General features: G+C 74.9%; 1 protein-coding gene. It reads left to right on the top strand.

The features are described from left to right. Positions 1-164: 164 nt before the first annotated feature. The coding region (locus tag AOK18_RS29995) for a serine/threonine-protein kinase (protein WP_055696335.1) at positions 165-1,095 on the top strand (931 nt) is incomplete at its 3' end.

The following is a 1,095-nucleotide window of genomic DNA, read 5'->3' as shown; positions in this document are numbered from 1 at the left end:
CGGCCCGTGGGCGGCTCCGGACCCCCGGAGCCGCCCACGGGCCGGGGCGCGCCCGGTCGGCGTGCCGCTTTGTCGACACCCGACGGGTGATTTCCGGATCCCCGGTGAAGGTCGCCTTCCGGGGCGCGTAGCTTTGGCGGCAACACGCGTCGGTAGGAGCAGTCTTGGCACGGAAGATCGGCAGCCGGTACACCGCCCACCAGATACTCGGACGGGGCAGCGCCGGCACGGTGTGGCTCGGCGAGGGGCCGGACGGGCCCGTCGCCGTCAAGCTGCTGCGGGAGGACCTCTCCTCGGACCAGGAGCTCGTCGGACGCTTCGTCCAGGAGCGGACGGCACTGCTCGGCCTGGAGCACCCGCACGTCGTCTCGGTGCGCGACCTGGTGGTCGACGGCAACGACCTCGCGCTGGTCATGGACCTGGTCCGCGGTACGGATCTGCGCACCCGCCTCGACCGCGAGCGCAGGCTCGCCCCGGAGGCCGCCGTGGCGATCGTCGCCGACGTCGCGGACGGCCTGGCGGCGGCGCACGCCGCGGGGGTCGTCCACCGGGACGTCAAGCCGGAGAACATCCTGCTGGACATGCAGGGCCCGGTCGGTCCCGGCGGCTCGCACCGCGCGCTGCTGACCGACTTCGGGGTGGCCAAGCTCATCGACACCCCGCGCCGCACCCGCGCCACGAAGATCATCGGAACGCCGGACTACCTGGCGCCGGAGATCGTCGAGGGCCTGCCGCCGCGCGCGTCGGTCGACATCTACGCGCTCGCCACGGTCCTGTACGAGCTGCTGGCGGGCTTCACGCCGTTCGGCGGCGGACACCCCGGAGCGGTGCTGCGCCGCCACGTCACCGAGTCGGTCGTCCCGCTGCCCGGCGTCCCCGACGAACTGTGGCAGCTGCTCGTGCAGTGCCTGGCCAAGGCGCCGGCCTCGCGGCTGCGGGCCTCGGAGCTCGCGGGCCGGCTGCGGGAACTGCTGCCCCTGCTGGCGGGGATGCCGCCGCTGGACGTGGACGAGCCGGACGCCGAGCCGACGGACCAGGGGGGCGAGGACGCCCTCTCCTCCGGCCCGGCGCAGGCCGCCGGGCCGGAGGAGAGGG

It is taken from the genome of Streptomyces prasinopilosus (assembly GCF_001419695.1).
GTDB lineage: Bacteria > Actinomycetota > Actinomycetes > Streptomycetales > Streptomycetaceae > Streptomyces > Streptomyces prasinopilosus.
Note: the sequence above shows the minus strand (reverse complement) of the source record. Positions and strands in the feature narration are given on the sequence as shown.